Here is a 26774-nt window from a genome sequence, read left to right as displayed (position 1 = left end):
TTTGCCTTAATTGAACTGCTTCAGGAAACGAAGATCGTTTTCGAAAAATGCGCGCAGGTCGTTAACGCCATAGCGCAGCATGGTAAGGCGTTCAACGCCCATACCAAAAGCAAAGCCAGTGAATTCTTCAGGATCGATATTAACCGCTTTCAGTACATTCGGGTGCACCATGCCGCAGCCCAGTACTTCCAGCCATTTGCCACCTTTGCGACGCACGTCTACTTCCGCTGAAGGCTCTGTGAACGGGAAATAAGAAGGACGGAAGCGCACTTCGAGTGACTCTTCGAAGAAGTTTTCCAGGAATTCGTGAAGAATACCTTTCAGTTCCGCAAAGTTTACGTTGCGGTCAACCATCAAACCTTCTACTTGGTGGAACATTGGCGTGTGCGTTTGGTCGTAATCGTTACGATAAACGCGACCCGGTGAGATGATACGCAGTGGCGGCTTTTCCGTTTCCATCGTGCGAATTTGTACGCCAGAGGTTTGGGTACGTAACATCACGTCGGGATTAAAATAGAAGGTATCGTGGTCTGCACGTGCCGGGTGATTCGCAGGAATGTTCAGCGCATCGAAGTTATGGAAGCTGTCTTCCACTTCAGGACCGGTTTTTACCGCAAAACCCAATTCACCGAAGAACTGTTCAATACGGCTGATAGTGCGGGTAACGGGATGCAGGTTGCCCGGCAACTCGACACGACCCGGCGCAGATACGTCTACGGCCTCTTCGGCAAGCTTGGCATTCAGCTCAGCGCTACGAAGGGCTTCGCCTTTCACGCTGATCAGTTCCTGAATCTGTTGCTTAGCAACATTGATTTTTTGCCCTGCTGCAGGACGTTCTTCGTTAGACAGTTTACCTAAGCCTTTCAGCAGGTCGGTAAGCTTGCCTTTTTTACCCATAAACTCGACACGCACCTGATCGAGTGTTGCTGCATCTTCGGCAGCGTCAATCTGACTCCGGGCCTGACTGATTATCGCTTCAAGCTCCATGTTATCCTCAATTTGGCATGGTAGTGGTTGAACAAACAGCGTTTCTGTTCGCCCTTAATATAAACCCATAGTTTACACGACAGACGAAGATAACGGCTACCCTAACAGGCTGAATATTCCGAGATTTACAGGATTAATTTGTATTTTGGTGCGTTATTGCCAGAGGTGGCGGAAGAATGGAAAAATTTTTGTGCAGAAACGAAAAACGGCGAGCATCCTGCTCGCCGTTTCCCGAAAGAACTTAAACTTAATTTGTTAAAAAATTAAGCTAATGCGCCTTTAGCCGCTTCGACTAATGCGCTGAATGCTACCTTGTCATGTACCGCGATGTCGGCAAGGATCTTACGATCGATTTCAACAGACGCTTTCTTCAGACCGTTGATGAAACGGCTGTAAGAGATACCATTTTGACGAGCCGCAGCATTGATACGTGCAATCCACAGTTGACGGAATTGACGCTTACGCTGACGACGGTCACGATATGCATATTGACCAGCTTTAGTTACGGCCTGTACCGCTACGCGATAAACACGTGAACGTGCACCGTAATAACCTTTTGCCTGCTTGAGGACTTTTTTGTGACGAGCACGTGCAATAGTGCCGCGTTTTACTCTAGCCATTAATCAGTCTCCTAAGTCTTATACGTAAGGCAGCATGCGCTGAACTAATTTAGTATCAGAGTCATGAACCAGTTTTTTGCCACGCAGGTGACGTTTACGCTTAGAGCTCTTCTTAGTCAGAATGTGACGTAAGTGAGACTGTTTGCTTTTAAAGCGGCCAGAACCCGTTTTCTTGAAACGTTTGGCGGCACCGCTTACAGTTTTCATTTTAGGCATTGCTAAAACTCCGCATTGTTTAATAACGACATTCAGTGTGCAGTCACCGTTTGTCGATTGATGTTTGCAGCAGGGTGTTTCAAAGGTGCAGATTCTTTGAAAACTTTAGACCACTACTACCTCTTAATTGGGGCAAGCACCATGATCATCTGGCGGCCTTCCACACGACGTGGAAAGGATTCGCAAGTGGCAATGTCTTCCAAATCGGTTTTAACACGATTCAGTTGCTCAATGCCGATCTCTTGGTGGGCCATTTCACGTCCGCGGAAGCGAATCGTAACTTTAGCCTTATCCCCACTTTCCAGAAAGCGACGCAGGTTGCGCAGTTTTACCTGGTAATCGCCTTCATCAGTGCCAGGGCGAAATTTAATCTCCTTGACCTGAATTTGCTTCTGTTTTTTCTTCTGCTCTTTCTGAGCTTTACTTTTTTCAAAGAGGAATTTGCCATAGTCCATAACTTTACAGACTGGCGGCTCAGCATTTGGACTGATTTCCACTAGGTCCAGACTGGCAGCTTCTGCCGTCTGCATCGCTTCTGCGAGGGTAACTACACCTACCTGTTCGCCATCTTTACCGATTAAACGTACTTCGCGAGCACGGATTTCGTCGTTAATGCGGGCTTTATCGCCCTGAGCCTTATTGTTAGCGCCTTTAATGTGCTAATCCTCCAAAAATTAAAATCTAGTGCCCACCTGTTTCTCATGCAAGCGGGCTGAATCTTATACACTCACCATTACTTAATAGTTTTATCCGCTACTTCCTTTTGTGCCAGTTCGATGAAGGCATCAACAGACATTGAACCTAAATCTTCACCTTTACGGGAACGAACGGCGATGTGCCCTGCTTCGACTTCTTTGTCACCACAGACCAACATATAAGGAACGCGCTTTAAAGTGTGCTCGCGGATTTTAAAGCCAATCTTCTCATTTCTCAAGTCAGACTTTACTCTAAATCCAGCATTCTGCAGTTTTTGTACAGTTTTTTGCACATATTCTGCCTGATTGTCGGTAATATTCATCACTACCAGCTGCTGAGGAGCTAACCAGAGTGGGAAGAATCCGGCAAATTCTTCAGTAAGAATACCAATGAAACGTTCAAGAGAACCTAAAACCGCACGGTGAATCATCACCGGAACACGACGCTCACCGTCTTCAGCAACATAGGTTGAACCTAAGCGGCCTGGCATAGAGAAGTCGAGCTGCACGGTACCACACTGCCAAGCGCGATCCAGACAATCATACAAGGTAAATTCAATTTTAGGGCCGTAGAAAGCACCTTCCCCCGGCAACCAGCTGAATTCAATGCCTTTACTGTCCAGCGCTTCCGCCAGAGCCTTTTCTGCTTTATCCCAGATTTCATCACTACCTACACGCTTTTCAGGGCGGGTAGACAGCTTAACTTCAATCTTTTCGAAGCCAAACGCTTTATAGGCGTCGTAAATCATGTCGATACACAGACCTACTTCACTGAGGATTTGTTCCTCAGTACAGAAGATGTGGGCATCGTCCTGGGTAAATCCACGAACACGCATCAGACCATGTAATGCACCAGAAGGTTCATTCCGGTGACAGCAACCGAACTCTGCCATACGCAATGGCAGGTCGCGGTAGGATTTCAGACCCTGATTAAAGATTTGTACGTGACCCGGGCAGTTCATTGGCTTAATGGCATATTCACGCTTTTCTGATTCTGTGGTGAACATGTTTTCGGCGTACTTGTCCCAGTGACCGGATTTTTCCCACAGTACGCGGTCCATCATCAGCGGACCTTTTACTTCGTCGTAGGAGTAGCTACGCAGCATCTTACGAACAAACTGCTCAAGCTCGGTGTAAATAGACCAGCCATCGTTGTGCCAGAATACCATGCCCGGCGCTTCTTCCTGCCAGTGGAACAGATCCAGTGTTTTACCGATTTTACGGTGATCGCGCTTTTCTGCTTCTTCCAGACGCTGCAGGTACGCCTTCAGTTGCTTTTTGTCAGCCCATGCTGTGCCGTAAATACGCTGCAGCATTTTATTGTCACTGTTACCGCGCCAGTACGCACCGGCCACTTTCATCAGTTTAAAATGCTGACAGAACTTCATGTTAGGCACGTGCGGACCACGACACATATCAATGTATTCTTCGTGGTGATACAAACCCGGGAAAGAATCCTTTGGAATGTTCTCATCGAGAATTTCCATTTTGTACGTTTCGCCGCGAGCTTCGAAGGTATCCCGCGCTTCCTGCCAGCTCACATTTTTCTTAACTACGTCGTAGTTAGTTTTCGCCAGCTCAAGCATGCGCTTTTCGAGCTTCTGTAAGTCTTCTTGCGTGAGGCTGTGCTCCATATCGACATCATAGTAAAAACCGTTGTCGATAGTAGGACCGATAGCCATTTTGGCATCTGGCCATAGTTGTTTGATCGCATGACCAATTAAGTGAGCACAGCTGTGACGGATGATCTCAAGACCGTCTTCATCTTTTGCAGTGATGATCTGTAACGCAGCGTCTGATTCAATAAGGTCACGGGCGTCTACACGCTCGCCGTTAACACGACCGGCAATGGTGGCTTTCGCCAGGCCCGGGCCGATATCGGCGGCCACGTCCATTACAGAAACGGCAGAATCGAAAGCGCGCTGGCTTCCATCGGGAAGAGTAATTACAGGCATGAAAGTTCCTTTACAGTGGTGACGCCTACTCTGCGCCACTTGCATTAAAAATGGGTGTACAGCTAAGGTCGACAGACCATTAAAAGACTGCAATGATAAAACACAGATGCCTACCCGCATCTGATAAAGAGACCGAATTATAACGGCTTAACCGTGAGGTGCAATGGCCCATTTCGGTAAATCATCAAGCGGGGTTTTAAAACTGTTGTTCAGAATTAGCAATCGCGGTGATGTTTGCCATAATTTGCGGAGGTAATGAAGAGCGAATGAATATGTGGCATTTCATTTGTGAACACATCAGTGATGTAACACAAACATTTTTCAGCATTGCAAAGCGCAATGCGGTTAGTGGCGGAGATACCCATTCTGCGTTTGTGATTAACGACGAGTCGCACCGTTATTTTGTCAAAATTAATCCACTGGTTAACGGTCAACGACTGCGCTATGAAATGGATGGTCTGCAGGCACTGTCTGCATCTGGTACCATGCACATTCCTCAGCTTATTTGCTACGGGCTTGCCGATGAGGGCGCAAAGCAATTTGAATACATGGTGTTAGAACATCTACGCTTTCAAAATCCGCAACCGGAAGCCTGGTACGAACTGGGCGCCCAGCTAGCGACGCTGCACCAAACAACGACAACTAAGCAGAGCGGCTGGCATGAAAATAACTTCATAGGTCAAACTGCACAACGTAATACATTCAGCAATGACTGGGCCCGCTTTTTCGCTGAGCACCGTATTGGCAATATGCTGGAACATTGTGCCCGACGGGACTTGCGTGTTGCCAACATCGATGTGCTGGTTACTCAGGTCCATCGTTTGTTGCAGTCGCACAAACCTCAGGCTTCGTTGGTACACGGTGATTTATGGCAAGGCAATGTTGGCTTCTGCCGGTATGGCCCAACAATTTTTGACCCAGCAATTTACTACGGCGATCGCGAGACCGACATCGCCATGACAGAGTTATTCGGAGCCTTCCCCAGCCCGTTTTATCAGGGTTATAATAATGTATGGCCGTTGGCCGCAGAATATGAACCGCGAAAGCACATTTATAACCTGTACCATTTACTGAACCATGCGCTAATGTTCGGCGGTCACTATATTGATTCGTGTAAGTCACAAATAGCGCAAATAAGGAACGTTCACTAAACGATGTTAGGTACTTTGCGTCGCGTGCTGATGCGCGGACTCGTTGTTATTACAATTCTCTCTGCATTCATTGGTTGTAGCTTCGAATCCGGTGTATCCAGCGATTTACAAGACTATGCTGAACGATTATCAAGGGTTGTGGATACTGACCTCATTTATCATTCCCCTGTAGCTACCCTGAATTATCCCGCTGAGAACCAACTTGTCTGGCCCCTGCAAATCTTCGAAATTTCGCTTACTGAATTCTATTCGTTGCAATCTTGCCAAATCGGCAGCTTGGTGGCTGAGCGGAACACGACGCTTGGCAAGCAACAAGATCAGGCTGCGGCATTTGCTTATGAAGTTTCCCTTGTTAACACGCTCAACGACTGCATTCTTTCTCTTGGCGATGAACACAGTCAACTCGCGGAAAAATTACAAGATTGGCAACGTGTAAAGCGTCAGCAATTACCGAAAGTATGGGCGAATATGATTCAGTCCGTCCGGGAAAACAAACTCGCATTTTCTAAAAGCACTGAATTGCTGTCAGTGGAAAGAGAAGACGATGACAGTGCAGGCGTAACCGCCCTCGCCTACCTTGTGAGATTGTCTGCGATAACCGACGTAAGTCTGGATGAGTTAAACCGCCAACTAAAAATTCTCGATGCCTCGCGCTTACCTGCAAAGCTATGGCGAACGCAGAATCTGCTTGCGGCCAGGCTGAATGATTTAACCACCGCACTCAAAGTGACGCTACCAGATGTATCTTGTGAAAACGGGCGTGCGTCCGAACAGGCTGAGATCCTGCGAAATGTGTTCTACCTCTTTTTCATAGAAAAAATTCAACCCGTAGGCAGCCGCCTTAACCACTTCCACTACCAGCTTACGCCAGTGCTTGAACAACTACAGGCATCACCGACTATTCAGCCTGCTTTCAAACAGTATATCGAAGCCCGGAACAGCGAGTTTCGCGCCTATCAGGCAGCCATGAGTGAACACGTGAAACTGTGGCAGACCTTTCTGGACAGATGTCATTTATCGCCACAGAAGCCTGGTTAAATTGCACATAAACCAGCATCTGAACAGCATTTCTGATAACAGCTATTCATGATATTTACGAATTACCGCGACTCTTCCGTCTTCCAGTTCTAATACTTCCATCATTTTCTGAGAGTACTCAACAGGCTGATTATTTTCAGGATGAACACCTTTAGCATAGTTATGATATCTGATTGCGATTGCAGACTGATTAAAGGTGAATACATCTAACAGTTCTGCTTTGTAATCTGTATGTGCTCCCAGATAGAAGGTCATACCTTTTCGCATATCTGCTTTCCCTGAAGGTAAACGGGAGTCATCAGTTTGCCAGGGAAGATGTGAGTGACCAACATCGTCAGTCAGCAGCGCCAGATATTCTTCAAGTTCCTTTTCTGTGGCATCCGGGCTTTGCGTGGCAATCATTTTTTCAAAATACAAATTCGCAAATGCGTTGAGATCTGTTTTGGATTCCTCTGCAAATAAAAAGCTGGAAAACAGCATGGAAAGTGAAAGTAGCAGTATGTTTCTCATAAAAATCCTTTTCAAATGCCACAACACACTTGATGTGGCTATAGTCAGCAGTGATCGGTTTATTTTTCTGCAAAAATATCGGTAAGTCCCTTTCTGATTATGTACATACAGCACCTTACACTCAAATAAATAGTGTGAATGATTCCACATTTTTAATTGACACAAACTTGTTCGTTATATAGAACGTTCCATATAACGAACAAATGACTAATTTGATGGATAAACCTGATTTCGCTGTGCTGGGCCAGAACCTCCAGTTACTGCGCAAAAACCGTAAGCTGTCTTTGTCTCAACTCGCCAGCAATGCCGGTATCGCAAAATCTAACTTGTCGCGTATTGAGCAAGGTGAAGGGAATCCGACCATTGAAACAATCTGGCGACTTGCTTTACAGCTGGATGTGCCCTTCGGGGATCTTGTCGCCAGGGCTGATAGCGCCTGGGGAGAAAACGGGGTTCAGGTTCGGCTTATTGACCAGGGCAATGATAATCCCAGAGTCGATGTGTACTGGATGTCGTTAGCTCCGCATAGTCTGAAAGAATCTGAACCACATTTCGACGGCAGTGTGGAAGCGGTCACTGTAATTAGCGGTTTAATACAAGCTGGCAATACCGACAATCCACAGCACCTGCGCGCAGGGAATTACTGCAGCTTTGACGCAGCTAAACCACACTTTTATCAGACCACGGATAGCGCAGCCAATATGATTGTCACTATTACATATCCTTCAGAACATTCGGATAACAGGGGAAACGTACGCCCATGACGACGGTCACTTCTCAGGATATTTTGTCGCCATGGAAACAGGGAGTGAAAGATGCCCTGCCGCTGTTCGGTGGCTATATTCCGGTAGCCATCTCATTCGGATTAATATCGGTTCAATCCGGTTTCGGCGTGCTGGAAACAATTTTAATTTCATTATTTATCTACGCCGGCGCATCCCAATTTTTATTTGTTGCTATGGTGGCGTCGGGCGCGCCAATGTCCCTGGTGGTAATAATGACCTTATTGATAAATGCCCGTCATATTGTTTATGCCCCGAATATAGCTCCCTATTTGGGTAAAGATAAGCGTTGGCTATTTCTGATGCATGGCCTGACAGATCAGCTCTTTGCGTTGTCGTTATCCCGGTTGCCACAAATAGCAAAAGCTGATCGGATTGCATGGTATACATGCACAGCAATGCTTGCCTGGTTTAGCTGGGTAGCCGGTACGGCAATCGGCGCTATTGCGGGTGATGAAATTACCCAGCGCTGGCCAGTCATCAATGATGTTCTGCCCTTTGCACTACCCGCACTGTTTCTGGTACTGGTAGCGCCGCGTTGTAATAACCGTTTATGGACACTCACACTTGGCGCCTCAGCGGTTTTAGCCTTGTCTCTCAGGCTTCTGGGGTATCCAAACCTGGCTATTCCTGTTGCAGCCCTGTCCGGCGCAGTGGTTTTTTATGCACTTCAATCAGGTAAATCACGAGGTAAAACGGTATGAATCAGGACTTATGGGTCGTTCTATTCATTATCGCCGCAGGCACCTATTTTCTTCGCGTGATACCGCTTATCTGGATGCAGCGGAAACTAATACAGCATGAAAAGAAAGGCAGCGTAAAACCGCCGCCCGACTGGCTCACCGTGCTCGGACCAACGATGATTTCGGCGATGTTTGGCGCATCGCTTGTACCTACACACCCCACATTCGCAGCCTGGGTAGCGACAGCCCTTGGCATGCTGGCAACCCTGGCAGTGTGGTTCCGAACCCGATCGATGGGCCTGCCCACGTTAACAGGTGTTTTTGTGTTTGGCGTGATAATCGTTCTGTTTGGCTGAAGCGTGATGGTAAGCAGATGGCACTGCTTCGATGACCGGACGTCCGACAGACTTGCCTGCATTGCAAATGGATTTCATTTGTTATGAAGTTAGATATTCACCTTCACGAACATCTTTATATTTGTGGGTATTGTCAATTTTTGGTATTTGAGGCGGGTGTTTTGTAGGTTTATAAGTTACTGATATTACTCATTTGGCTATCCTAACTTTCGAGCTTATAGGAAAAACAGGGAAAGATTTATACGGTAAGGAAGATTGCTAGTAATATTGAAGTAGGTGTGGAACTGTAATGATGAAGAATTGAAACGGGTGAAAACGATCAAAATACCAGCAAAGCTGGTATTTTGATCGTTTTTGAATTATCGACAAGCTAAATTAATGATTGATTATGTATATATCAAGCTTAGTTGCAAGGATGACATCTTGGTCATTATCTGACTCACCTTGCACAGCTTCATCAGGGTCTAGCGATAGATAAAACCCGCCACCACTTGCTTTTAAAAACTTAACACGTTCTACGTTATAAAAAATATAATCATCAGAGTAGTAAAAACTGACCATCTTAACACCTGAGAACACAAAGCGGACAGACGAAATCTCTGATGACTTTCTTAATTCAAAGTCTACTTCTAGCTCCATTGCATTATCTACTTTCTTCATCTCTAACCTAGAAACTGAAGAATCTATCAAGCTATTGTTTTTTTTGAAGAAGGCTAAGCCTTCCATTCCTGTTAACGAAATCATTATTAATACCACTCATTATTAAAATCCAAAGTCATCCAAATCTTGTTGGGTTGGAGGGCGACCGGGTTGCCTTTTAGGCTTACCTTTTGGATGATAAGGGTTGGGTATATGGTCGTGAATGTGGTCTTCGACCTCCTCGTCAGGATAGCCGGGGCCATGACCTTGATTCCATTCCTTCTCGACCCACCCATCTTGCCCATACTTTTTCTTAGTTGTACCGGGGCCGTTGCTTGCTACAGTTCCGGGGTCGCCTCTATCTGGGATTCTGTTCTTTCTTCTCTTCCCTTTAGGGGGCTGCCTGATAGTTTCTGTCTCTTCTGTGGCATCACTGTCAGAACCTTCAGCATTCTCATTTAGCCACGCATCAGGAAGCTCACCATTTCCCATCATTGTTGGTGTGAGCCCTGTGACAATAGCCCCGAGAGGAGACACAATAAGAATTCTTTTTAACTCAGCAGCTTGCTTACCTATCCATATGCCAGCCTTGACCAAACCTCCAGCATCAACAGTAGGATTTGTTCCTGCGGTGGCGTTATTGGCCTGATTGGTACCAGAATTTTTTCCAACATCGCCTTTGTCAGAATTACTGCTGCCTTTAGCGTTGTTCTCTTGTCCGCTTACTACAAGTAGTGCACCTGTCTCTCTATCAGTACACGACCTACGCGACCCCAACATACCATTACAGTTATCGTACCTTTTGCGTGTGGGTTCAGTCGTTTCTTTTGCGTTCGCATCTTCACTGGTCAACCCTGTAGGATCAGTACCCGCGAGAGGATTATTCATAATATAACTGTAAGGATTTACTGATTGACTATCAGTTGGACTTTGAATGAATGGGTCAACACTCATAAACCGCCCAAGGTTATAATCGTACACCCGTCCGTTCATATGAATTAATGCGGTGTAGAAAAAACTAAACTTTTTAAAGAACAAAACAATTAGGCTGAAATTACCGCTTATTCTTTGGTGTTGATTTAACGATCACGCCATCAGGAGTCGGCACTGGAAACGGGTATTTTTGAACATCTGCGCTTGGGTTCTTTTTAATTGCACTACGCTTTTCGTCTGAAACCAATTCAATTAAACCCTGTGTATCACCTTGAAAGCCATGAATAAAAGGTTTTATCAGGTCAAATCCTCGTGAGTCGTGGGACTGATAATAACGGTAGATCCAATAGGCAACCATATCAGATAATTGAATAAGTTGAGATGCTTTTGAATCCAAAAACAACGGCACTTCTGCAAAGTTTCTAAGTTTGCCACGTTCATGCCCGTCATGTTTAAAGGTATGCGAAAGTAGCTGAACATTCTGCTCAACAATGGATTTATCAAATATTACGATACCGCGCTGAGGGTTTTTGCCTTTAGATTTTCGGTAACAAGCCGCAAGATAATCATCAAAGCACGTTGCTAGCTTTTCAAAAGCTAAGGGGATAATGTCTGAGGGGGAATAAAGCGATTTTTGAAGCACACACGCAAACACTTTGAGTCGAGATTGTGTATTGGCGAGCAGTTGAAGAGAATCGACGACAGCTTGAACTCTGTCTTCAGCATTAAAACGTTCCCAGCCGTCTCTGCCTGTCCGAATCGGTCCCGCATGTAATTCTATTTCATTTGGGGCATTTGGTGAAAACCGAGCAGCTATTTCAGTAAGCTTTCCATCTACCCAATGGGTTTGGCGCTCAAAAATACATACACCTGCAAGTACAAAAGTGTCTGAGTTTGGATCATCAATTGAGCCTGACTCATCAGCATAGAGCAGATACACGACTTCCTCCTTAAACGAAAACAGGCCGCTTCCTTGCGGCCTGTATATATTCGGTAAGCTGAGTGAGGCAATCGCTCAACGCTCTGCAATATTGGTCAGCGCTCTCAGCTCAATATTCATAATAATTCAGCGTCATATAGCGTGTCAATGGGGACTCGAACCAGTCTCACATCAGTCGGTTAACTCCCGACAACAGTGCCTTGATAGCGGCGGTAATTATGTTGCTGTCGCTGGCGCAACCAAAGGTAGATTCAGCACCTTGTAGTTTTACCTCTATGTAGCACACCGCTTTTACGCCCGCGCCTTCACCAATGGCGTGTTCATGATAGTCTGCCACTTCTACCTTCTTATTCAGGAACGTACTCAGCGCATTGGCCGCCGCTTCAACCGGCCCATTACCGGTGCCTTCAATAGAATATACTTCGTTATTTAACGCAAAATGAATATTCACCTGTTGCTCTGTGTTTCCTACCGACGTGATTGTGCTGCTGGAATATGCAAAAGGTACGGTGGCATCGAAGTATTCTTGTTCAAAAACTTCTTTCATGCGCGCTGCTGACATTTCCTTACCGGTACTGTCGTTTTCTCGCTGCACAGTACGGCTAAATTCAATTTGCAATTTTCTGGGCAACTCTAAATTCGCTTCCTGTTCCAATAAGAAGGCCACGCCACCTTTACCAGACTGGCTGTTTACGCGAACTACCGCTTCAAATCCGCGCCCCACATCAGCCGGATCGATAGGTAAATAAGGTACACGCCAGCGGCCGTCTTTGCTTTGTACCGCCATGCCTTTTTTAATAGCGTCCTGGTGCGAGCCGGAGAACGCGGTGTATACCAGTTCCCCTGCATAAGGATGTCGGGAGTGAACCGGTAATTGATTGCACTCTTCCACTAACTTGCGAACCTGATCGATATCGGAAAAATCAAGTTGCGGTGATACGCCCTGAGAATACATGTTCATTGCCAGAGTAACGATATCCACATTACCCGTACGCTCACCATTGCCGAACAAGCACCCTTCGATACGATCAGCCCCTGCCATTAGCGCTAATTCAGCCGCAGCCACGGCGGTACCGCGGTCATTATGCGGATGCACACTCAATACAATGCATTCCCTTTGGTTCAGGTTGCGATGCATCCACTCAATTTGGTCGGCATAGGTATTCGGCGTATTCATTTCTACCGTTGCCGGTAAATTGATGATGATCTTGTTGTATGTGGTTGGCTGCCAAATATCCACCACTTCGTCCACCACCTCTTTCACAAAGTCAATTTCAGTGCTGGAAAACACTTCCGGAGAGTACTGATATGTCCAGTTCACTTCTGGTGCATTGGCTGTGAGTTCTTTCACCCAGCGGGTGCCAGTTAATGCAATGTTTTTCACGCCAGCTTTGTCGGTGTTGTAAACAATCTCCCGGAAATCTGGCGCTAGCGGATTATACATGTGCAAAATCGCATTCTTGGCACCACGCAGGCTTTCCACTGTGCGCTCAATCAGCTCATAACGAGCCTGAGTCAGCACTTCAATAGTAACATCGTCAGGAATATGGTTGCCTTCAATGAGCAGCCGCACAAATTGAAAGTCGATATCTGATGCGGATGGAAAGCCAACTTCAATTTGTTTAAAACCGATATCAACCAGCTTTTTAAAGAATCGAAGTTTGGTCTCGATAGACATGGGGTTGATAAGCGCCTGATTGCCATCGCGAAGATCGGTACTCATCCACACTGGCGCTTGAGTAATTGCATTGTCTGGCCACTGGCGGTCAGGTAACGATACGCCAATGAATCGCTGATATTTTGTTTGAGGATGAGTAAGCATGAAACGAAGGCTCCGGGAAAATAACGGTTCACCTAGTGTACGACATTTCGATTAGCAGAGAATTGCAAACACTTGCCAACTTCACCCCACCAAGGCAATAATATAGCGCAATATATAAAGGTTATAAACTTTTATGCCTCACGGAGAAAAAATTGTGGAATTAGACAAGATTGACAGACAGATCCTTGAAACGCTACAAAAGCGCGGCAGGATCTCAAATCAGGAGTTGGCTGAAGCCGTCAACCTTTCACCTTCCCCCTGTCTAAGACGGGTAAAACAATTAGAAGACAGTGGCTACATAGATGGATATATCGCCTTGGTCAACGCGCGGAAAATGGGTCTCACACTGCTGTCTTTCATTCAGATAGTCATGGACAAGCATACGCCAGAGCGGTTCGAAAAATTTGATAACGCCATTGCCGCTTTTCCCGAAGTTTTGGAAAGCCATTTAATTACGGGCCAATCAGCAGATTATTTACTAAAGGTTATTGTAAAAGACATGGATGATTTTCAGCAGTTTTTGCTGAACAAGCTCACCCGGGTTGAAGGGGTAAGCGGTGTTCACTCTTCATTCGTATTAAAATCGCCCCGAAAGAGTACAGCGATACCGGTTTGAATAGATAAGTAAGGCAGCATGTGAAATCTTTTGTACTAGTATCTAAGGCGGTGAAATAACCAGGTACGACCCTAATCCGACGGTGAAAATAAAACTGCCCCAGATAGCGTGTTCCACCACCACGACGGGCGTTGAGCGGGTTTGCATGTAGCGGTAGCCAAACAACGCGCCGCCAATCCACGACAGCACCATAGCCACCCAATTGCCGTACACCAGATGAACAAGCCCGAACACAAAGGTACTCAGGCCCCAGCGTGCCGTTTTCGAGGGCAAAATTTGTTTATAACGATGGAAAAAGAAGGTGCGGAAAATTATTTCCTGGGGGATCACCGATACAATGGGATAAATCAGCAGGGTAAGCATCCATAATTCTGGTTCCTGCATTGGCCACTGCAAAAATAACTCCGGCTTGATCAGATATACCACCGCAGCAAGCAGACAGGCCCAGGGAATAAACATTTTCAGCGTGGTGCGAAGGTGGGCGAAGAAATCCTGCCAGTGCCAAAGACGAAAACGTTTAAACTGCTTATCAGCCAAAAGCACGGCTAAACAGGCAATACCTACCATGCCAAGTAACGGCATAAGATAATCAGCCACTTGATTTACCCAATAAGCAATTGCGACAGGTAAAGCAAAAAACAGCAATACCATTTCAATCCACAGTCGCATCCAACAGCCCTCTAACATACCAATATGACAATTCAGTGACAGTATAATGGGAAATACGACATTGTGCTTAAAAAATCACCCTTATCTCACGTAATTTAATGTCTGTGACCTCGTTGTTAATTGCCGGAGAACGGCTAAGCCAATGCGCCTGAAGCAAAAAATGGGCAAGTACATCACCGGGATTAAATGCCACTAATGGTTGGCTACTCGGCAAATTTGTTTTACCTTTGGCGCAGAACCTTTTTCTACAAGTGTGATTAATGGCCTCGCAAACCGATCTCCTGGGTTTAATTGAACAGCAGTACCCTTCTCTTTCACCTTCCGCACAGCAAATTGCAACGTTTATTCAGCAACATCCTATTGCGTTGGTGAGCAAAAGCACCGCCGAGATCGCACGTTTATCTGGTACGTCGAAGGCAACAGTCAGCCGGTTTTTTCGCCAGTTAGGTTTCGACTCTCACCAGCAAGTAAAAGATGCCATGCTGTCAATGCGGGAAAAAGGCTTGCCGCTGCCTACGGGAGAAGGAGAATCTGACCACTTTCAGCAAGAGATGCGTAACCTTGCGCTTACTTTCGAGGGGCTGAAACCTGAAACAATAGAACAAGTGGTGTCGCTACTGGCAGATTCACAGCGTATTACTTTGATTGGTTACCGCAACGCGTATCCTATTGCGCTGCATTTTCGTCAACAGTTAAAACAGGTTCGCAGTACAGTTAGACTGTTGCCCCAACCGGGCCAATCGCTAGGCGAAGATCTCATTGATATTCCGGCTAACGAAGTTGTTGTGTTACTTGGTTTTCGTCGCCGTACCCGTATATTTAAACGTATTGTAGACGCCTTAAGTGACCACACCACCATTCTCATTACCGACCCAACGGGACAAGTTTATAGCAATAAAGTTGATCACCTTTTGATTTGTCATCCAGGTCAAATTAGTGCATTTGATAGTTATGCTGCACCAATGAGTCTAATTTCCTTCCTCGCCAATAAAGTGTTCGAGCGTTTGGGCGACCAAGCCCTTCGGCGAGCAACCCAGATTGCCGCCATGTACGACCAACTTGATGAATTGGAACCTTAATCCCTTCCCTGCAGTCATATTAATCAATCTTTTTTTGTATAATCTCGTAAAAAAAAGACCACACTTATTGATTACTTTTTGACCTTTGTGACAATATTAGGGCAATGGACTACGAATCTATCGATGTTGAACAGGTTTCAACCTCACTTTGATTCCTCCCTGAACACAATGGATGTGATACACAGGAGTTTTATGCAAACATCAATTATCCCTCTGGAAGAAGCGTCGAGCGTTCTGGCTTTTTGGTTTGAAGAGTTAGACCCCGGGCAGTGGTTTCGTGCCGATGAGGGATTAGATAATCTTATCCGCTCACGATTTGGAAAAGTGCATGCGGCTGCGGCGCACTGCGAACTGTGGCCTTGGCGTGCAACGCCTTCAGGTAGACTGGCCGAAATTATCGTCCTCGACCAATTTTCTCGCAACATGTATCGCGGCTCAGCTAAAGCATTTGAATGCGATAAAATGGCACTGGCGTTGTCTCAGGAGGCGCTGAGGGTTGAGGCAGACAAAGCACTTACCGTAAAACAGAAAACTTTTCTGTTTATGCCCTTCATGCATTCTGAATCGTTAGCGATTCATGATATGGCAATGGAATTATTCAATATTGATGGTCTTGAACTGCAGTTTGAATACGAACAAGAGCACCGGGAGTTATTGTTGCAGTTTGGTCGCTATCCACAACGGAATGAGGCGCTGGGTCGGTCGTCAACCCGGGAAGAAAAAGCCTTTCTGAATAAAAACTATATTGAGGCGTAGGTCAGATTAAACAAAAAACGGAGCATCGAGCTCCGTTTTTAATTAATAGCGATTAGCGGGTGTAAGGTTCTACGGGTAGGCCTGCTTGTTTCCAAGCGTCAAAGCCGCCTTCGATATGCACAACGTCGTCAAAACCCATATTTTGCAATGTGCCAGTGGCTAGCGTAGAGCGCCAACCGGATTGACAATAAAGCACGAATTTCTTGCCACCGCCGAAAACGGGTTTGAAATACGGACTTTCAGGATCGACCCAGAACTCGAGCATCCCCCGGGGCGCGTGAATAGCGCCTGGGATTTGACCTTCCCGTTCAAGCTCGCGCACGTCTCTGATATCCACCAGCACTACATCGGCTCGGTACACCGTTTCGTTCGCTTCACTCGCACTCATTGTTTCTATTTGTGCTTCTGCTTCCCGTAAAAGCGTTTTAAAGCCTTTTTTCAGTGTCATCTTTATTACTCCAAAGTTAAAAACCGTTGTCTTACCCACAAAAGATGAGCGCTTTATCTGGAAAAAAGTGGCAGACTCATGGGTGAACCATACTGCAGTGCAGCATTATTTTACAAATTCATAACATATATAGTGGCTATCATCCTGAACGATGGGAAAAAATTGTTGCCAATGGCAACCGTTTCCCTTGACAGAATCATGAAACGATTGTTTCATAGAGCTCTACCCCATGGTTTCTCTCACAGGCAAATTCACGTCATGCAAACGACGAATAATCCGTTTATGGCTTTTCAACAAAAGCTACAGGCGCCCTTGCTGGATGCGCCGAAAAACAGTGCCGTGCCGCTTGGCAGTTATCGCTTGGCGGTAAAAGATCTGTTTCACATTGCGGGTATTCCCACGGCTGCGGGCAACCCTGATTGGTTAGCGTCTCATGATATCCCATCAGAAACTGCGTCAGTGGTAACGACGCTATTGGAAAATGGCGCGCGCTATGTAGGAAAAACTATTACTGATGAGCTGGCATATAGTTTAAACGGGCAAAATAAACACTATGGCATGCCTCTTAACCCTGTTACGCCTGACCGTATACCCGGTGGTTCAAGTTCTGGCTCGGCTGTGGCAGTCTCTATGCAATTGGCGGATATCGGATTGGGTACCGATACCGGTGGCTCAATTCGTGTGCCAGCCAGTTATCAGGCTTTATTCGGTCTACGCCCGACTCACGGGGCTATCGCTATGGACAACATGGTAGCGCTGGCACCCAGCTTTGATACCGTTGGTGTGCTCACTAAAGATTTAACGACGCTGTCTCACACCATTGACGTGTTAATTCCCGCACAATCTGACTCTGCCACACTGCCTGTTGTAAAAGTCGATAACTTAATTGCAATGGCAGCCCACGGTGAGCTTATTCAGACATGGTGGTCGCAAAACCAGTCACAGCATTCTGATCTTTTATCTGGGACCTGCTCTCCCGCATTCGGTAACTGGCCTACCGGCGACATGTTCAGAATTTTACAGGGCAGCGAAATTTGGCAGCAGCACGGCAACTGGCTGAGCACGACAAAACCGAATATTGCAGATGATATTCAACTGCGTCTTAACAGCTGCGAAGCGTTGACTGACGACGAAATCGCCACCGCACAGGAACAACGTACGGCGTTCACCGAATGGTTCAAAAACCTGGTTGAAAATCAAATTCTGCTGATCCCTACTACCCCCGGCCTGGCACCATTGATAGACGCCAATGCAGAAGAACTGGCAGACTATCGCAACAAGCTGCTGGCTTTGACCTCCTTAGCAGGACTCAGCGGTTGTCCGCAATTACACATTCCAGCACTCACACTTGACGGTGCGCCTTGCGGCTTTTCGCTGCTAGGGCCAAGGGGCAGCGATAAGACCCTGATCCGTCTGGCAAAGACCCTATATGGAAATAATGATAATGAACAATAAACCGGTTATCGGCTTTACTGCGCCCCACTACGCTGCCGCGCAGGTAGGTAATAATATTCTCGAGAAAGGCGGCACAGCAATTGAAGCAATGGTCGCGGCTGCGGCCTCTATTGCGGTGGAGTATCCGCATATGAATGGCTTAGGCGGTGACGGCTTCTGGCTGATCAGCGAACCAGGTAAAAAACCTGTTGGTATTAATGCCGCTGGTGTTGCTGCAAAAGGCGCAACAGCAGAGTTTTACCAAGGTGAGGATGCCATTCCCAGCCGAGGCGGCAAAGCAGCACTGACCATGGCGGGGGCAGTCGCAGGCTGGCAGAAGGCACTGGAAATCAGTGCAGGCTGGCAGACCCCATTGCCACTGGCCACCTTGCTCGATACGGCAATTAATCAGGCAACCTGGGGTATCGAAGTCACCCAGAGTATGTCAGACGCAAGCTTTAAAACCTTTGACGATTTGGGTCACGATCCAGCCTTTGGCCAGTTTCTAATCAAAGAAAAGCCATTAAAGAAAGGCAAAATTGTAAAATTGCCTCTCCTCGCGGCCACACTAAAGCAGCTCGCAGAGCGCGGCCTGGATGATTTCTATCAGGGTGATATTGCTGAACGCCTTGCTGCCGACCTGGCCGCCGCGGGCTCGCCGATCACATTGGCAGACTTTCAGCAATATGAGGCGAAAATCGTTGAGCCATTGTCTGTCACTACTTCAAAAGGCACCTTGTACAACCTGCCTGCGCCCACACAGGGTATTGCCTCTTTGCTGACCCTCGCACTTTATGATCAAGTGTGGCGCTTGGGCACTGACGATGCCGACATGGTGCACTTACTTATCGAGTGTACTAAGCAGGCATTCATTAAACGCAACCAGTATGTTACCGATCCGGCTCGCCTGGATATCGATTTACAAACCCTACTGAGCCCGGCATCACTTGCTGCGATGAGAGCGAATATCGATATCGATAACGCATTGCCATGGCCACATGTGGCGAAACCAGGCGATACCATCTGGATGGGCGCCTGCGACAGCGAAGGCAGAATGGTGAGCTACATTCAGTCGCTTTACTGGGAGTTTGGTAGTGGCGTGGTAAGCCCTTCTACAGGGATTGTCTGGAACAATCGCGGTACCTCATTTTTGTTAGACGAAAACAGTAACCAGTATCTTCAGCCGGGCATGACCCCGTTTCACACCCTTAATCCCGCATTTGCAGAGCTAAATGACGGACGCAGGATCAGTTATGGCACCATGGGCGGTGAAGGACAACCGCAAACCCAGGCCGCTGTGTTTGCCCGCCATGTGTATCACGACAAACCGTTAGACCGTTCCATTGCACTTGGTCGTTGGTTGTTGGGTCGTACCTGGGGAGATGTGAGTCATAACTTGAAAGTTGAACGTGACGTAAATGATTACGTCGGCGAAGCGCTACTAGCAAAAGGGCACGACATGGTGGTGGTCGATGCTTGCAACGAATTGATGGGACATGCCGGCGCGGTAGTGCGCCATGCCGATGGCTCAACGGAAGCCGCTACCGACCCACGAAGCGACGGCAAGGCTTTTGCTGTTGCCATGCCATCCGACGAAGAGGAATAAAAACTTGGAATTTATCAGTGAAAATCTGAACATCATTCTGGCCATGATGGGGACCGGCGTTTTTGCCGGGCTGCTGGCTGGCCTGCTCGGTGTTGGCGGCGGCATTGTTATCGTGCCGGTGCTGTTCTTTCTATTCCAGGCGCTGGGGATCAGTGCCGACACTGCTATGGTAGTCGCCACCGCCACATCACTCGCGACCATTGTGCCCACGTCTGTCAGTTCAATCATGGCGCACAAGAAAAAAGGCAACGTAGACGGCGAGCTATTGAAGTTCTGGGCCGTGTTTATCCTCATCGGCGTATTGGCCGGTAGCACGGTGGTAACTCGCATCGATGGTCAGTGGCTCACCTTATTGTTCGGTACCATCGCCACGTTGTCTGCGCTAAATATGCTCATCGGCAAGAAAACCGCTATCCGCGATGGTTTACCGGGTAAAACAGGTCAGGGAATCATGGCCACCTGTATCGGTTTTTTCAGCAGTATGGTTGGCATTGGCGGCGGTACCCTTACCGTGCCCACTCTGACATTTTGCAATTATCCCGCTCACCGTGCAGTAGGCACTGCCGCAGCCGTTGGGCTTATCATCTCTTTGCCTGCCGCCCTGACCATGTTAATCGTTGGTGAGCGACCGGCAGATGCCCCGTTTGCCACCTACGGATTAGTCAACCTACTTGGCTTTGCCTGCATCGTACCGTTAACGGTTTTGTTTGCCCCCGTGGGCGCCGCCATTGCTAACAAGCTCAATGCCGCCGTACTCAAAAAAGTCTTTGCAGTGGTTCTTATCATCACGGGTGTGCGCATGCTTGCCCAATCTTTACTCTAGGAATATCAATGAAACCCCTATCTCTCCCCCCGCGTTTGCTCATGGGTCCCGGCCCTATCAACTGCTATCCCCGTGTATTGCAGGCTATGTCGACGCAACTTGTGGGTCAGTACGACCCGGTAATGACGGGCTATATGAATGAAGTCATGGCGCTGTACCGCCAGGTGTTCAACACCAACAATAAGCAAACTTTACTGGTTGATGGCACGTCTCGCGCCGGTATTGAAGCGGTGTTGGTGTCGTGTATTGAGCCAGGCGATAAAGTACTGGTACCGGTTTTTGGGCGTTTCGGTCATCTTTTGGCTGAAATTGCAGAACGTGCTGGTGCAGAAGTACACACCATCGAAACCGCCTGGGGTGAAGTATTCACGCCGGAGCAAATCGAAGCCGCTATTCGTGAGATCCGTCCAAAAGTGTTGGCCGTGGTTCAGGGCGACACCTCTACCACCATGTTGCAACCACTTGAGCATTTAGGTGAAATCTGTCAGCGCTACGATGTACTTTTTTACAGTGACGCCACAGCCTCTATTGGTGGAAATCCGTTTGAAACCGATAAATGGGGGTTAGATGCAGTATCGGTAGGTTTGCAGAAATGCCTTGGCGGCCCCAGTGGCAGCGCCCCCGTCACGTTAAGTGAAAAATACGTCGAGTGCGTGCGCAAGCGTCATCACGTTGAAGCTGGCATACGGGATGCGCATCACCAATCAGCCTCGGGTATCCGTATTCGTTCAAACTATTTTGACTTGCCGATGATCATGGATTATTGGGGCGAAGAACGTTTGAATCACCACACGGAAGCTGCATCGATGCTGTTTTGCGCCCGTGAATGTGCAGTAAACCTGCTTGAAGAAGGCCAGGGAGCCGTGCTGAACCGCCACAAAACCGCGGGCGACGCGATGCTAGCAGGGATTCAAGCTATGTCGCTGCAGCCATTTGGCGATCTGTCTAACAAAATGACCAACGTGGTCGGCGTGAACATTCCTGAAGAAGTTGACGGTGAAGCAATTCGCAGCACCCTACTGAATACCTTCAACATTGAAATAGGCACCAGTTTCGGTCCGCTTAAAGGCAAAATCTGGCGGATCGGCACCATGGGCTACAACGCGCGGGAAGATGCAGTGTATCACACCTTGCAGTCTCTCGAAACGGTACTTCGCCGCAGCGGTATGTCACTGCCGCTGGGTGAAGCGGTTGATGCTGCTATGGCGGTTTATGCGGGCCGCGCTGAATGATTGATTTTAAGAACCTCGCCGGACTGGTGATGGCCCGATTAGAAGAATTGGGACAAATTAGTCAATCCCCCGCTTATCTTGACCGCCGTTATCTTTCCGAACAGCACCGACAAGCTAACCGACTGGTGGCGAACTGGATGAACGACGCAGGTATGACGACCTGGCAAGACGCCGCCGGTAACCTTTGGGGGCGTTATGAATGTGATAATCCCAACGCGCCCCGGTTTATTCTTGGCAGCCACTTAGATACGGTGCCAAACGGCGGCAAATATGATGGTATGTTAGGGGTTATTGCGCCTATCACGTTGATTCAGATATTACAGGGTTTGCGAAAAAAATTGCCTTTCCATCTCGATATCGTGGGTTTCGGCGATGAAGAAGGCACGCGATTTGGGTCAACCCTTTTAGGGAGTCGCGCACTCACCGGGCAGTGGCCAGAAAGCTGGGCGAAGCTTAAAGACGAAAACGGCATCAGTTTACCTGAAGCCATGAGCCAGTTTGGGTTGAACTTCGACGACGTTCACCGTGCCGACATCACTTCATCCCGTGTTCTTGGCTACCTGGAATTGCATATTGAACAAGGCCCTGTTCTTGAAGATGCAAACCTGCCAGTGGGTATTGTGACGGCCATTGCTGGCGCGCGGCGTTTCAATATTGATATCAAAGGTATGGCCGGTCATGCTGGTACCGTGCCGATGACCATGCGACAGGACGCACTGGCAGCCAGCAGTGAAATGATATTGTGTGTGGAAAAACTGGCGGCTATGCACAAGGTGGTCGCCACCGTAGGCAAAATTGAAAATCGTCCAAATGGAGTGAATGTCATTTCCGGGAATACCCGCTTTACGCTGGATATCCGCAGTGAAAACGATCAGCAACGTGATGCGGTGCTCGATCAAATTTTGCAGCAGTGCCAAACCATCGCTGCCCGTCGTAATGTAAAAATGACGATTGAACAAACCCATAGCGCTGAAGCAGTGCATTGCGACTCGAGGTTGCAGGCTATTTTGCATACAGCGATTTCTGAGTGTGGCATCCCGCCGTTCTCGCTGCCTTCAGGGGCCGGGCACGACGCTATGGCAATGGCGGTTATTTGTCCGGTAGCGATGATGTTTCTGCGCTGCGATAAAGGCATTAGCCATCACCCGGCTGAAGCTATTATCAAAGACGATGTCGCTGTGGCACTGGCCGCACTATATGCAACCATAAATCACCTCGCAAATTAACACAGGGAGTTACTATGCTTATTTCGCGTATTTACAATGACGATGAAGGAAAAAGTCACTTTGGCGAAGTGGATATTCCCTTGCAAGATGGCGGTCCGATTGGTCTATTATCAGAACGTTTTGACGCAGGCACCGTGATTTTTAGGGAAACACCGGCAGACTACGACTTTAAATGGCATCCCGCCCCCGCAAGGCAACTTTTGTTTATCATTAAAGGCCGCGCTGAATTTAAAGTTTCTAATGGCGAACGGCGAGTCTTCGGCGCAGGTGATGTTTTGCTTTTAGAAGATACCGAGGGTGAAGGCCACTGCAGTCGTGCCATGTATAACGAAGTTCGCCACTCCATTATTGTTACTCTGCCAGAGCACGTCTCGTTCTAAGATTAAGCAATAAACAAGGTTAACGTTTCAACGTTTCGTAAAGTCTATATAGCGGCAAACTCGCCCAATTGGTGAAGCCTTTCACCATTTGGGTGCAATCGAGTTAACTGCCATTTAATCTAATCCATACTCTCTCACCATCAACGGCAAAAACTCGTTGCATATCAGTGCAATAAAAATGTCACAGCACACATGACCAAGTGGTCAACAATTTGCAGAATAATTTGCAATAATGACCCGCAGATCCCTGTTCCATTTTACTAAGAGTATTTGCACACGTGTTTTTCCGTTCTGTTTTAATTTCTACCACTTTATTATTTTCTTCTGTTACAGCTGTTTTTGCTTCTGAACCTAGCGTCGATTCTTCTATGTCGACCTGGTTCCGCGACTTCAAACAACAAGCCACCGAACAGGAGTTATATCAGTTCGTTCATGCCCTGCCGAAAGGGGGCGATTTGCATCACCATCTTTCTGGTTCTGCGTACAGTGAATGGTGGTGGGATTTGGCCACATCGCCTGCGTTGAATGGCGGTTATGAATACTATACCCGCACTGCCCTCACGCTATGCGATGGCTACGATGCTGATCCGTTCGCACTATCCGCGCCCTATTTGCTTTTTAAAAATCTACAGAAAACGTCTTACGATGCGCTGTCATCTTGCGAAAAGAAAGGCTACAAGAAGCTGACGTCGCTAACGGAAGAAGAGAAACAGGCCTGGCTTGACAGCATTCGCCTTGACCGACCAAGCGAAGGTCGTGACGCATTTTTTCAAACACACTGGCAACGGCTAAACGAACTGTTTCGCAATCCCACCATTCTCGGCGAGTTGCTGATTAAAAACATGCAGGCTTACGCCGCCGAGAACGTACAGTATTTTGAAACCCAAACTGGGGTTCATGGCATGCTGAACCCAGACGGTACCGTGATGGTCCCAGAAGAAGCGCTGGCAATTTTAGATGCCGCCATTCACAGTGAACGCGGCGAAGAAAGCGGCGTAACAGTGAAATTTCAATATGCTTTAGTGCGCTTCCTGCCTAATGTAGAAGAACTACTGAAAGACCGCTATGCCTTTGTAGATGCGCACCGCGAGCACTATGTGGGCATTAACCTTGTTGGTCGTGAAGATAACGACAAAGGTTACCCTCGTCGCTTCTTGCCTGTTTTTCGCGAGTTGCGCCGAAACCTGCCTGGCGTTCCTCTGTCTATTCATGCTGGTGAAGTAGACGAACCGAATCAGCATGTACGCGATACCCTGTTGATGGGGGCAGACCGTATTGGCCATGGCCTTAATACCATCACCGATCCGGATACTTTATTGCTCATGCGCCACGGCCCTTATCTGATTGAGATTAATCTTATTTCGAATCTGTTACTGGAATACGTGGACGACTATGCCAACCACCCTTTCGGTGAATATCTACGATTAGGGATCCCAGTAGCCCTGTCTACCGATGATCGGGGGATGTGGGATTCCACCCTAAGTGATGAGTTTTTTGTTGCCGTGTCTGAATTCAATCTGTCATGGAATGAGTTGCGCACAGTGATCACCAATTCAATTTCTCACAGTTTTTTACCTGGAGCAGAAAAAGCCGATGAGCTTTCAAAACTCAATGCCGCACTGGATCGTTTTGCTGAAGCAAGGCTGAAGAAGCAAGCACTACCAGATTACCAGGCACCTCATCAATTTATCTGTCGCTTTAAGCCGGCAGTCTGCAACACCACAAGGAAGACGGAATGAGTGACAACCATGAATTGCTTTACGGCCTTGAAGACAGGCCCGCCGCTATCAAAACGGTAACGGCGGCTTTTCAACATGTCCTTGCCAGTTTTGTGGGTGTCATCACGCCCACCCTCATTATCGCAGCCGCGTTAGATTTACACGCACATATTCCTTTCCTCGTCAGTATGGCGCTGTTTGTTTCAGGCATTGGCACCATCATTCAGACAAAATCTTTCGGCCGTATTGGTAGCGGCCTGGTTGCGGTTCAGGGCACCAGTTTTGCATTTGTTAGCGCACTCATTCTGGCCGGTATTACCGTGCGTCAACGTGGCGGTTCCGACGACGACGTGATGGCGTTATTACTTGGCATCACCATGGCAGGGGCCATGGTTGAAGTGGTACTTAGCTTTTTCATCCACAAACTCACACGACTGCTTAACCCGGTTATCACCGGTATTGTTATTACCTCCATTGGATTGTCGCTGATAAAAGTAGGTATGACCGATCTTAACGGCGGCTTTGGAAGCGTAGACTTTGGCCAGTTGAATCATGTGGGTTTGGGTTTATCTGTCCTCTTTGTGATTATTTTTCTGAACGCTTCGAATAATCTATGGGTTCGACTGAGCGCAATTTTTATCGGTATGGCGCTGGGTACTCTTTGCGCGTGGAGTTTCGGTAACGTGTCGTTTGCGCACTTGTCATCCCTACCGGTTCTGGCCATTCCTACACCGTTTAAATACGGTATCGACTTCGATTTTGCATTGTTCCTGCCATTGGCGTTAATTTACCTGTTCAGTGCCCTGGAAACCGCAGGCGACCTTACTGCCAATAGCGTGTTCTGCAATCAGCCCATTACCGGGCCAGTTTATCTAAAGCGCATTAAAGGCGGTATTCTGGGCGACGGTATTAATTCTGTTTTAGCCGCTTGCTTCAACACGTTTCCCAATACTACCTTTGGACAGAACAACGGTGTGATTCAGCTAACCGGTATTGCAAGTCGACGAGTGGGTATTGCGATTGGTGGCTTTTACGTACTTTTTGGCATCTTCCCTATAATCGGTGGCATTCTTCAGGCTATCCCTAAAGCCGTACTTGGCGGTGCAACCCTTGTTATGTTTGCTATGGTGGCAGTGGGTGGTCTAAAAATTCTTATGCAACAGAACTTCGATCGCCGTACTAGCTTAATCACTGCCTCAGCACTGGGATTAGGCATGGGCGTGATGATGGTACCGGAGATGACCCTGGGTTTTCCGCAGTGGCTGGGTAACATCATCGCTTCTCCGGTCACACTGTCTGGCCTGACAGCGGTATTTCTCGATATGACGTTGCCTAAGCAGGTGCATTTACCAGATCTCAACACGCAGAACAATTCCCCAAAAGAACAAAAGAAATCCCCTCCTGATTTAGTGCAGAATACGCGCCTTTCGCACCACGAGAGTGCAAGTTAGTCCATTTTA

General features: G+C 47.6%; 28 protein-coding genes. 16 read left to right on the top strand and 12 right to left on the bottom strand.

Annotation, left to right across the window (positions count from 1 at the left end; all coding sequences use genetic code 11):
- Positions 1-6 precede the first annotated feature (6 nt).
- The 5 genes from pheS to thrS all read right to left on the bottom strand — a co-directional run bounded on the left by pheS (position 7) and on the right by thrS (position 4473).
- Positions 7-987 (bottom strand): phenylalanine--tRNA ligase subunit alpha, encoded by a 981-nt coding sequence (pheS, locus tag ACXAFQ_RS04280; RefSeq protein ID WP_070123305.1) that lies wholly within the window; start codon positions 985-987, stop codon positions 7-9.
- Positions 988-1250: 263 nt separating this feature from the next.
- Positions 1251-1607, bottom strand: a complete 357-nt coding sequence (gene rplT, locus ACXAFQ_RS04275; protein ID WP_070123306.1) for a 50S ribosomal protein L20 — start codon at positions 1605-1607, stop codon at positions 1251-1253.
- An 18-nt stretch (positions 1608-1625) separates the two neighbouring features.
- Positions 1626-1823: a 50S ribosomal protein L35 gene (gene rpmI, locus ACXAFQ_RS04270; protein ID WP_012518091.1), complete on the bottom strand. Its 198-nt coding sequence runs from the start codon at positions 1821-1823 to the stop codon at positions 1626-1628.
- Between the two features lie 116 nt (positions 1824-1939).
- Positions 1940-2479 carry a translation initiation factor IF-3 gene (infC, locus tag ACXAFQ_RS04265; RefSeq protein ID WP_474818420.1) on the bottom strand — a complete coding sequence of 180 codons (540 nt, stop codon included), beginning with the start codon at positions 2477-2479 and terminating at the stop codon, positions 1940-1942.
- A 77-nt stretch (positions 2480-2556) separates the two neighbouring features.
- A complete protein-coding gene (gene thrS, locus ACXAFQ_RS04260) occupies positions 2557-4473 on the bottom strand; it encodes a threonine--tRNA ligase (protein WP_474818320.1) in 1917 nt (638 codons plus the stop codon).
- Positions 4474-4739: 266 nt separating this feature from the next.
- Between thrS and ACXAFQ_RS04255 the strand changes: the two genes are divergently transcribed.
- Positions 4740-5624, top strand: a complete 885-nt coding sequence (locus ACXAFQ_RS04255; RefSeq protein ID WP_474818319.1) for a fructosamine kinase family protein — start codon at positions 4740-4742, stop codon at positions 5622-5624.
- A gap of 3 nt (positions 5625-5627) precedes the next feature.
- A complete protein-coding gene (locus ACXAFQ_RS04250) occupies positions 5628-6662 on the top strand; it encodes a DUF3080 family protein (RefSeq protein ID WP_474818318.1) in 1035 nt (344 codons plus the stop codon).
- A gap of 42 nt (positions 6663-6704) precedes the next feature.
- Here the strand turns inward: ACXAFQ_RS04250 and ACXAFQ_RS04245 are convergent, their stop codons facing one another.
- The gene (locus ACXAFQ_RS04245; RefSeq protein WP_474818317.1) at positions 6705-7172 is read right to left on the bottom strand and encodes a nuclear transport factor 2 family protein; all 468 of its coding nucleotides are present in this window, start codon (positions 7170-7172) and stop codon (positions 6705-6707) included.
- Positions 7173-7375: 203 nt separating this feature from the next.
- Between ACXAFQ_RS04245 and ACXAFQ_RS04240 the strand changes: the two genes are divergently transcribed.
- From ACXAFQ_RS04240 to ACXAFQ_RS04230, 3 genes are read left to right on the top strand one after another with little or no spacing between them, the layout of a single operon-like run.
- Complete coding sequence (locus tag ACXAFQ_RS04240; RefSeq protein ID WP_474818316.1) at positions 7376-7936, top strand: helix-turn-helix domain-containing protein; 561 nt, start codon at positions 7376-7378, stop codon at positions 7934-7936.
- Positions 7933-8658 carry an AzlC family ABC transporter permease gene (locus ACXAFQ_RS04235; RefSeq protein ID WP_474818315.1) on the top strand — a complete coding sequence of 242 codons (726 nt, stop codon included), beginning with the start codon at positions 7933-7935 and terminating at the stop codon, positions 8656-8658. Before ACXAFQ_RS04240 ends, ACXAFQ_RS04235 begins: the two co-directional genes overlap by 4 nt.
- Positions 8655-8993 (top strand): AzlD domain-containing protein, encoded by a 339-nt coding sequence (locus tag ACXAFQ_RS04230; protein ID WP_474818313.1) that lies wholly within the window; start codon positions 8655-8657, stop codon positions 8991-8993. Before ACXAFQ_RS04235 ends, ACXAFQ_RS04230 begins: the two co-directional genes overlap by 4 nt.
- Positions 8994-9368: 375 nt before the next feature.
- Here ACXAFQ_RS04230 and ACXAFQ_RS04225 read toward each other — a convergent pair whose 3' ends face one another.
- From ACXAFQ_RS04225 to leuA, 4 genes are all read right to left on the bottom strand, one after another.
- A complete protein-coding gene (locus ACXAFQ_RS04225; RefSeq protein WP_474818310.1) occupies positions 9369-9737 on the bottom strand; it encodes a hypothetical protein in 369 nt (122 codons plus the stop codon).
- An 18-nt stretch (positions 9738-9755) separates the two neighbouring features.
- Complete coding sequence (locus ACXAFQ_RS04220) at positions 9756-10670, bottom strand: RHS repeat-associated core domain-containing protein (protein ID WP_474818309.1); 915 nt, start codon at positions 10668-10670, stop codon at positions 9756-9758.
- 16 nt (positions 10671-10686) lie between these two features.
- Positions 10687-11505 carry a DUF3800 domain-containing protein gene (locus ACXAFQ_RS04215; protein ID WP_474818308.1) on the bottom strand — a complete coding sequence of 273 codons (819 nt, stop codon included), beginning with the start codon at positions 11503-11505 and terminating at the stop codon, positions 10687-10689.
- A gap of 166 nt (positions 11506-11671) precedes the next feature.
- Positions 11672-13327 (bottom strand): 2-isopropylmalate synthase, encoded by a 1656-nt coding sequence (leuA, locus tag ACXAFQ_RS04210; protein WP_474818307.1) that lies wholly within the window; start codon positions 13325-13327, stop codon positions 11672-11674.
- A 154-nt stretch (positions 13328-13481) separates the two neighbouring features.
- Here leuA and ACXAFQ_RS04205 point away from each other — a divergent pair, with 154 nt between their 5' ends.
- Entirely contained in the window at positions 13482-13943 is a 462-nt protein-coding gene (locus ACXAFQ_RS04205) for an Lrp/AsnC family transcriptional regulator (RefSeq protein WP_474818305.1), read from the top strand.
- Positions 13944-13985: 42 nt separating this feature from the next.
- Here the strand turns inward: ACXAFQ_RS04205 and ACXAFQ_RS04200 are convergent, their stop codons facing one another.
- Positions 13986-14612, bottom strand: a complete 627-nt coding sequence (locus tag ACXAFQ_RS04200; protein WP_474818304.1) for a CPBP family intramembrane glutamic endopeptidase — start codon at positions 14610-14612, stop codon at positions 13986-13988.
- Positions 14613-14872: 260 nt separating this feature from the next.
- On the opposite strand from ACXAFQ_RS04200, the gene ACXAFQ_RS04195 reads away from it, so the two are divergent.
- Together ACXAFQ_RS04195 and ACXAFQ_RS04190 are read left to right on the top strand one after the other, a co-directional pair.
- The gene (locus tag ACXAFQ_RS04195; RefSeq protein WP_070123620.1) at positions 14873-15691 is read left to right on the top strand and encodes a MurR/RpiR family transcriptional regulator; all 819 of its coding nucleotides are present in this window, start codon (positions 14873-14875) and stop codon (positions 15689-15691) included.
- A gap of 192 nt (positions 15692-15883) precedes the next feature.
- Positions 15884-16447, top strand: a complete 564-nt coding sequence (locus ACXAFQ_RS04190; protein ID WP_474818302.1) for a DUF924 family protein — start codon at positions 15884-15886, stop codon at positions 16445-16447.
- A 52-nt stretch (positions 16448-16499) separates the two neighbouring features.
- On the opposite strand, the gene ACXAFQ_RS04185 is transcribed toward ACXAFQ_RS04190, so the two are convergent.
- A complete protein-coding gene (locus ACXAFQ_RS04185) occupies positions 16500-16895 on the bottom strand; it encodes a rhodanese-like domain-containing protein (RefSeq protein ID WP_474818301.1) in 396 nt (131 codons plus the stop codon).
- 258 nt (positions 16896-17153) lie between these two features.
- On the opposite strand from ACXAFQ_RS04185, the gene ACXAFQ_RS04180 reads away from it, so the two are divergent.
- The 8 genes from ACXAFQ_RS04180 (at position 17154) to ACXAFQ_RS04145 (ending at position 26765) form a co-directional block, all read left to right on the top strand.
- Positions 17154-18350, top strand: coding sequence for an amidase (locus ACXAFQ_RS04180; RefSeq protein ID WP_474818300.1), 1197 nt, complete (start codon positions 17154-17156; stop codon positions 18348-18350).
- Entirely contained in the window at positions 18340-19935 is a 1596-nt protein-coding gene (locus tag ACXAFQ_RS04175; protein WP_474818299.1) for a gamma-glutamyltransferase family protein, read from the top strand. The genes ACXAFQ_RS04180 and ACXAFQ_RS04175 overlap by 11 nt, the downstream gene beginning before the upstream one ends.
- A 43-nt stretch (positions 19936-19978) precedes the next feature.
- Positions 19979-20758 carry a sulfite exporter TauE/SafE family protein gene (locus ACXAFQ_RS04170; RefSeq protein WP_474818419.1) on the top strand — a complete coding sequence of 260 codons (780 nt, stop codon included), beginning with the start codon at positions 19979-19981 and terminating at the stop codon, positions 20756-20758.
- Between the two features lie 8 nt (positions 20759-20766).
- Positions 20767-21990, top strand: coding sequence for a pyridoxal-phosphate-dependent aminotransferase family protein (locus tag ACXAFQ_RS04165; protein ID WP_474818298.1), 1224 nt, complete (start codon positions 20767-20769; stop codon positions 21988-21990).
- Positions 21987-23216: an allantoate amidohydrolase gene (locus tag ACXAFQ_RS04160; RefSeq protein ID WP_474818297.1), complete on the top strand. Its 1230-nt coding sequence runs from the start codon at positions 21987-21989 to the stop codon at positions 23214-23216. Before ACXAFQ_RS04165 ends, ACXAFQ_RS04160 begins: the two co-directional genes overlap by 4 nt.
- A gap of 14 nt (positions 23217-23230) precedes the next feature.
- Positions 23231-23596 carry an AraC family ligand binding domain-containing protein gene (locus ACXAFQ_RS04155; protein ID WP_474818296.1) on the top strand — a complete coding sequence of 122 codons (366 nt, stop codon included), beginning with the start codon at positions 23231-23233 and terminating at the stop codon, positions 23594-23596.
- 368 nt (positions 23597-23964) lie between these two features.
- On the top strand, positions 23965-25335 hold the full coding sequence (locus ACXAFQ_RS04150; protein WP_474818294.1) for an adenosine deaminase family protein: 1371 nt from the start codon (positions 23965-23967) through the stop codon (positions 25333-25335).
- Positions 25332-26765: a uracil-xanthine permease family protein gene (locus ACXAFQ_RS04145; RefSeq protein ID WP_474818293.1), complete on the top strand. Its 1434-nt coding sequence runs from the start codon at positions 25332-25334 to the stop codon at positions 26763-26765. Before ACXAFQ_RS04150 ends, ACXAFQ_RS04145 begins: the two co-directional genes overlap by 4 nt.
- The last annotated feature ends 9 nt before the right edge of the window (positions 26766-26774 follow it).

It is taken from the genome of Alteromonas sp. ABH2_165, assembly GCF_056159945.1.
Note: the sequence above shows the minus strand (reverse complement) of the source record. Positions and strands in the feature narration are given on the sequence as shown.